Below are 5,884 nucleotides of genomic sequence, written 5' to 3'. Positions count from 1 at the left end.
AGGTCCCCGCCCTCCTTTGGGGCTCCGCCCCTGGGCCCCGTTTGTCTGCGGATGCCGGGTGGCTGGTCGCGCAGTTCCCCGCGCCCCTTTTTCAGGCCCGGACTTCGTCTGCGGGTGGGGGGTCGGTTGCTCGCGCAGTTCCCCGCGCCCCTTTCAGGGCCCGGATCTCGTCTGCCGGTCGGGGACGGTTGCTCGCGCCGTTCCCCGCGCCCCTTTCAGGCAGCTCCGGGCGCCGCGTTTTCCGTCGCTCGGGGCAGGCCCGGACCCCTCAGGGGCGCGGGGAACTGCGCGACCAGCCCCCACCGGGCCGCAGGGGCGACTGGACCGCAAGACCCCTCCCGGGGCCGGGCCGCAGAGGAACTGGGCCGCGCGCCCCCGCCCGGGGCGCACCAGCGCGCCAGGCAACAAATCCCCTACTCGTCCGAAGAGAACCGCAGTGCCGCCCCGGGGATCTTCGCCCCGCACCACACCCGTACCCCGTCCCGGAGTTCGTTGTCCGGGCCCAGCGTCGCGCCGTCGCCGATCACCGCGCCCGACAGTACGCAGCGCTCGCCCACCACCGCTCCCGCCCCGACCAGGGAGTCCATGAGTACCGCGCCGGGCTCGATCACCGCGTCCGCCAGGATCGTGCTTCCGGTGATCCGGGCGCCCGCGCCGATCACCGCGCGCTCCCCGACCACCGTCCCGCCGGTGAGCTTCGCGTCCGGGGCGACCGAGGCGCCGGGCAGGACCAGGCGGTCGCCGCAGCGGCCCGGTACCGCGGGGGACGGGGCCCGGCCCAGGACCAGGTCGGCCGAGCCACGGACGAAAGCCTGCGGGGTGCCCAGGTCCAGCCAGTAGGTGGAGTCGACCATGCCCTGGAGGTGCGCTCCCGCCGCCAGCAGCCCGGGGAACGTCTCGCGCTCCACCGAGACCGGCCGGTCCGCCGGGATCGAGTCGATCACCGAGCGGCGGAACACGTACGCCCCCGCGTTGATCTGGTCGGTGACGATCTCCTCCGGGGTCTGCGGCTTCTCCAGGAACGCCTGGACCCGCCCGTCCGCGTCCGTGGGGACGAGACCGAACGCCCGGGGGTCGGCCACCCGCGTCAGATGGAGGGAGACGTCCGCCCCGGACGAGGAGTGCGTCTCGACCAGCGCCCCGATGTCCAGCCCGGTGAGGATGTCGCCGTTGAAGATCAGCACCGGCTCGTCCGGGCCCGAGCGCAGCCGCGACGCCACGTTCCTGATGGCGCCGCCGGTGCCCAGCGGCTCCACCTCCGTCACGTACTCCAGGTGCAGCCCCAGCGCGGAGCCGTCGCCGAAGTACGGTTCGAAGACCTCGGCGAGGTAGGACGTCGCCAGCACGATGTGCTCCACCCCCGCCGCCCGCGCCCGGGCGAGCTGGTGGGTGAGGAACGGGACGCCCGCCGCCGGGATCATCGGCTTGGGCGTGTGCACCGTGAGCGGGCGCAGTCTGGTGCCCTTGCCGCCGACCAGGAGGATCGCTTCAGTCACCTGTCGTCTCTGCTTCCTGCTGGGGCCGGGCGGAATCGTTCGTTCGAACTACGGCCGGCCAGTTTATGCAGACGGATCGCGGCCGGGCGGTACGCCCCCGCCCGGCCGCGCCGCGGTCAGCGCCGGCCCTGGAGCCGGGCCGACGACGAACGGGCCTTGCCGAGCTTCTTGTACAGACGCGCCCCCGGGCACTCGGTGGCGAAGCCGTCCCGGTGTCCGGAGATGGCGTTGAGTCGGACGCTGCGCCCCTTGCGGTAGAGGTTCCCGCCGCCCGAGGTGAGATGCGTGGTGCTGGTGGGATTCATCCCGTACAGACCGAGCTTCCAGGCCGTCAGACGGGCGATCGCGTCCACGGCCTCGGCGGTGGGGTTGGTGGAGGTGTACGTCCCGATGACCGCGACGCCCATGGAGTTGGTGTTGAAGCCGAGCGTGTGCGCCCCGAGGACCGGCTTGGCCACGCCCCCGGCACGGCCCTCGTAGATGTTTCCGCACTTGTCGATGGCGAAGTTGTAGCCGATGTCGCGCCAGCCGCTGCTGAGCACGTGGTAGCGGTAGATGCTGCGCAGCACGGACGGCGCCTGCGAGCAGCGGTAGTTGTTCCCGGAGGCCGTGTGGTGCACGAAGGCGGCCTTGACCTTGTCGGTGTAGACGTAGCCACGTTCGCGCAGGCGCTCGTCGGCGCCCCAGCCCCGGCGGGTGATGATGCGCGGGCGCGGTCCGATGTACGGGCGGGCCGCCACGCCCGGCGCTCCCGCCCGCGGGGCCCGCGCCCGCTCGCGTCCCGGCCCGTCCTCCCGCTCCTCGGCCGTGCCCACCCCGTCCGGGTCCGCGCCCGGGTCGACCAGGTCGACGTGGAGGCCGCGGGGCAGCGTGCCCGGTGTGGTGCGGCCCGGCCCGGCCGGCTCCGGGCGTACGCGCACCTGGACGCCGTCCGAATGGCCCACCCACAGCGGGGCGGTGGAGCCGTGGACGCGTGCGGCGTCGTCCTCGGGGCTGCCGGGGTCGGGGGCGTGCTCCTGGTTGTGGGTGTCGACGTCCTGCCAGCTCGACCAGGTGCGGGAGCCCACGGCCCGGGTGCGTACCTGGACGGTGCCGTGGAGTTCGTCCCGGGCGTCGTCCCACACCACGCCGAGCAGTGAGAAGGGTTCGGTGCCGCGCTCGGGCAGCCCCTGGGCGCGGGCGGCGCCCAGCGTCCGGTCGGTCGCGCCCAGCGGGCCGAGCGGCAGCGACTGGGTGGAGCCGGCCGGTTCGGCGGCGGAGGACGAAGACGAAGACGAAGACGACGACGAAGACGACGTGAGTGGGGACGAGGACGACGGTGAGGAAGCGGCGGGCGAGGACACGGCGGCGGACATCGGTCGGGGTGCCGCGTCGGCGGACGCGGCGAGCGGCAGGGCGAGCGCGGTGGCGCACGCGACCGAGATCGAGGATGCAAGGAGTGCACGCATGCTGACGATCGTGAACATAAGCGTACAAATCTGTCCAACCCAGAATCGGGGCGGAACTGACGGACCATCGGCCGAACCGGTGTACGCGGACGGCGCTCTGCGAGGCGCGCGCGCCGCTCCCACCCGTACGCTTGCCGCGTGAACGCCAGCGACCGCACCCCCGCCGACCTGCTGCGATCCGCGCTCGCCGCGGACCCGGCCCGCCCTCTGGTCACCTTCTACGACGACGCCACCGGTGAACGCGTGGAACTTTCGGTGGCCACCTTCGCCAATTGGGTGGCGAAGACCGCCAATCTGCTCCAGGGCGACCTGGCCGCCGCGCCCGGCGACCGGCTCGCGCTGCTGCTGCCCGCGCACTGGCAGAGCGCCGCCTGGCTGCTCGCCTGTCACTCGGTCGGCGTGGTCGCCGAGGTCGGCGGCGACCCGGCGGGCGCGGACCTCGTGGTGGCGGGGCCGGACGCGCTGGAGGAGGCCCGCGCCTGCTCCGGCGAGCGGGTGGCGCTCGCGCTGCGCCCGCTCGGCGGCCGTTTCCCGCAGCTGCCCGCCGGGTTCCAGGACTACGCGGTCGAGGTGCCGAGCCAGGGCGACCGGTTCGCGCCGTACGCGCCGGTCGACCCGGCGGGGCCCGCGCTCGCCGTGGACGGCGCCGAAATGAGCGCGGCCGAGCTGGTCGAGCGCGCCCGCGCGGAGGCGGCGGCCCTGGGCCTGGCGCCCGGTTCGCGGCTGCTGTCGACGCTCCCGTACGACGGCTGGGAGGGGCTGGCGCGCGGACTGTACGCGCCGCTGGCCTCCGGCGCCTCGGTGGTCCTCTGCCGCAACGTGGCCCAACTGGCCGACGGCGTGCTGGAGAAGCGGATCGAGAGCGAGCGGGTCACGCACTGGGCGGTGTGACGGGCGCGCGGGCCGCCGGCAGGACCACCGGCGGCCCGCGTCGAGCGCCAGAACGGCCCTCGGACATCTGTCGCACCTTCGTCGCGCGCACCCGGTACGACCATCCCCCCGGTGCCACCCTTGTGGCCCACAGCGGGCCGAGTCCCCGGGGTCCCGGACTCGACTCCGGTGGATGATCGGCGGTACGCCACACAACCAAGCGCGCGCGACGACCGTCTACCGGGGTGCCCCGGCGGCTTTCCGTACGCCGCCGACCCCGTGAAGGATGGACGCCGACGTGACCGACAGCCCGCCCCCCGAGCCCGACCACCGGGCCGGGGACGAGCCACGACCGGACACGCCGACGCCCCCGGAGCCGGCGGGACCCACCCTGTCGCCGGACGCCCCGGGCGCCCCGGCCGGGCCGCGGGAGCCGGACGCGGCCGAGGCCCCGGAAGCACCCGGAGGACCGGAAGCGTCCGAAGGACCGGAAGCACCCGGAGGACCCGAAGCACCCAACACCCGCCACCACTGGCTGCGTTGGACCGCCCTCGGTGTCTCCTTCCTCGTACTGGCCGCCGCCGGCACCGGCTGGTGGATCTACAAGAAGCTCGACGGCAACATCCGCACCGACACCACGGCCGCCGCCGAGCTGGAGCGCTACGAGAAGGAGCGCCCCCCGCCTGGCACCGGCAACGCGCAGAACCTGCTGCTCATCGGCTCGGACTCGCGCGCGGGCAGCAACAGCGCGTACGGCCGTGACGACGGCGGGAGCCAGCGCTCGGACACCACGATCCTGCTGCACCTGGCGGCGGACCGGAAGTCCGCGACGGCCGTCTCGCTGCCGCGCGACCTGATGGCGGACGTGCCCGACTGCCTCAAGCAGGACGGCACCCGCTCCAAGGCCCAACTGGCCCAGTTCAACTGGGCGTTCGAGTTCGGCGGCGCCGCCTGCACCATCCGTACGGTGGAGAAGCTCACCGGGATCCGTATCGACCACCACATGATCGTCGACTTCAGCGGCTTCAAGGACATGGTGGACGCGGTGGACGGCGTCGAGGTCTGCCTCAAGGAGCCGGTGGACGACCGGCAGGCGCATCTGCGGCTCCCCGCGGGCCGCCAGACGCTCCACGGCGAGCAGGCGCTGGGCTTCGTCCGGGCCCGGCACGGCTTCGGGGACGGCAGCGACACCGAGCGCATGGACCGCCAGCAGCAGTTCCTCGGCTCGCTGGTGCGCAAGGCGCAGAGCAATGGCGTGCTGCTCAATCCGACCCGGCTCTATCCGGTCCTGGACGCGATGACGAAGTCGCTGACCACCGACCCGGGGCTGAATTCGCTGCGGGACCTGTACGACCTGGTGCGCGGGATGCGCGGAATCCCGACCGACAAGGTGCAGTTCCTCACCGTGCCGCGCCGGCCGTACGTGAACGACATCAACCGTGACGAGCTGGTCCAGCCGGCCGCGCGGGTGCTGTTCCAGCAGCTCAGGGACGACCAGCCGCTCCATGTGACGCCCGCGGGCTCCGCGGAGAAGGAGAAGGGGGACGGGGATGGGCGTACGGGATCGCCCGAGCGGGCGGACGGCTCGGCCTCGGACGACAAGCCCGACGATCCGGCTTCGCCCACTCCGACCCCGACCTACTCGGGTTCGAATGCCGCGGTGGGCATGTGCGAGTAAAGCGTGTGCCAACGGATAAGAAGGCGCGATGCGGATTGGGTGGATTGCCCGGTTGTAAGGGGCGTGGAATTTGTCACGGCCGTCGCTCTTGGCTCAACTGGACAGATAGTGTGACGCGACCCGGTGCTTGTGGCCCCCGGGGCCGGACACCGCAGGATCGAATGACTGAGCGCTTTGGGGGAAGTGACTCGAGTGGCACCGACGGAGGACTAAGGCAACCGTGGATGCGCAGAGCCGTGGGCGGGCAGAGGAAGTCGACCCGGCAGACCAGTGGGTGCTCAACCCGGAGACGGGCAATTACGAATTGCGACTGACTCCCTCCGGTCCGCAGTCGTCCCCCTCGGCAGGCACTCCTCCGCGCAGAACCACCGCCCCCGGCAGAGGAGGCCCCC

The 5,884-nt window shown here is 72.9% G+C and carries 4 protein-coding genes and 1 pseudogene; 3 read left to right on the top strand and 2 right to left on the bottom strand.

Going from position 1 to position 5,884, the window contains the following annotated elements:
* Window positions 1-413 precede the first annotated feature (413 nt).
* A complete protein-coding gene (locus ACJA3G_RS27870; protein ID WP_406555796.1) occupies window positions 414-1,496 on the bottom strand; it encodes a sugar phosphate nucleotidyltransferase in 1,083 nt (360 codons plus the stop codon).
* A gap of 116 nt (window positions 1,497-1,612) precedes the next feature.
* Window positions 1,613-2,944, bottom strand: coding sequence for an N-acetylmuramoyl-L-alanine amidase (locus ACJA3G_RS27865; RefSeq protein WP_406555795.1), 1,332 nt, complete (start codon window positions 2,942-2,944; stop codon window positions 1,613-1,615).
* Between the two features lie 138 nt (window positions 2,945-3,082).
* Here ACJA3G_RS27865 and ACJA3G_RS27860 point away from each other — a divergent pair, with 138 nt between their 5' ends.
* The 3 genes and pseudogenes from ACJA3G_RS27860 to ACJA3G_RS27850 form a co-directional block, all read left to right on the top strand.
* Window positions 3,083-3,835, top strand: a complete 753-nt coding sequence (locus tag ACJA3G_RS27860; RefSeq protein WP_406555794.1) for a TIGR03089 family protein — start codon at window positions 3,083-3,085, stop codon at window positions 3,833-3,835.
* Window positions 3,836-4,100: 265 nt separating this feature from the next.
* Complete coding sequence (locus ACJA3G_RS27855; RefSeq protein WP_406555793.1) at window positions 4,101-5,492, top strand: LCP family protein; 1,392 nt, start codon at window positions 4,101-4,103, stop codon at window positions 5,490-5,492.
* Window positions 5,493-5,712: 220 nt separating this feature from the next.
* Window positions 5,713-5,884: pseudogene (locus ACJA3G_RS27850) on the top strand (LytR family transcriptional regulator); the annotation flags it as partial.

This window comes from Streptomyces sp. YS-3 (assembly GCF_045257485.1).
Lineage (GTDB): Bacteria > Actinomycetota > Actinomycetes > Streptomycetales > Streptomycetaceae > Streptomyces.
This window is presented reverse-complemented; position numbering and strand designations above follow the sequence as displayed.

Bases quoted from the DNA above. Each gene is read 5' to 3' on its own strand.
- ACJA3G_RS27865 (WP_406555795.1), bottom strand. From the start codon at position 2,944: ATGCGTGCACTCCTTGCATCCTCGATCTCGGTCGCGTGCGCCACCGCG.
- ACJA3G_RS27855 (WP_406555793.1), top strand. From the start codon at position 4,101: ATGGACGCCGACGTGACCGACAGCCCGCCCCCCGAGCCCGACCACCGG.